Origin of the sequence: Mangrovimonas futianensis (genome assembly GCF_021245805.1) — a bacterium.
Taxonomy (GTDB): Bacteria; Bacteroidota; Bacteroidia; order Flavobacteriales; family Flavobacteriaceae; genus Mangrovimonas; species Mangrovimonas futianensis.
The window spans coordinates 1-642 of sequence record NZ_JAJJNF010000024.1 but is presented as its reverse complement, the minus strand read 5'-3'; the positions used below and the strand labels follow the sequence as shown (position 1 = coordinate 642).

Annotated in this window: 1 protein-coding gene; it reads left to right on the top strand. The window is 41.7% G+C overall.

All coding sequences use genetic code 11. The annotated features are described in order from the left end of the window. A partial coding sequence (locus tag LOK78_RS16370; RefSeq protein WP_232635664.1) for a T9SS type B sorting domain-containing protein occupies positions 1–642 on the top strand: 642 nt, incomplete at both ends.

The following is a 642-nucleotide window of genomic DNA, read 5'->3' as shown; positions in this document are numbered from 1 at the left end:
CTATTGCCTAAATGATTCACCGGAGTCCATTACACTGAATGCCGGCATTTTTGATGGAAGCACCAATAATACCTTTGAATGGTCTACTGGGGAAACAACCCCAGATATCGAGGTAAACACCGTGGGAGCCTACACGGTTACAGCTACCAATGTTTGGGGTTGCAGCAAAAGCAGAACCATAGTTGTATCTCCCTCCAATATAGCAACAATCGAAGCCATACATGTTACTGATGCTTCAGAAAACAATACCATTTCAATTGTTGTTTCGGGAGAGGGTACATATGAATTTGCTCTTTTCAATCAGAATGGGCTATTTGCCGATTTCCAACCACAAACGACATTTCAAAACGTTCCTCCGGGTATGTACACAGTCGCCGTAAGGGATGTGAAAAATGATTGCGGGGTGGTTGAAGATATGGTCTCGGTCATTGGCTTCCCAAAATATTTTACACCAAACAATGATGGTCAAAATGATTTTTGGCAGGTTATTGGGATTACTCAATTTACCCAACCCAATACCGAAATACTCATTTTCAACAGATACGGAAAACTAATTACAAAAATTGATCCTCTGGGAATGGGATGGGATGGTACCCTGAACGGGGAACCTCTACCAACAGATGATTACTGGTTCTTTATTAC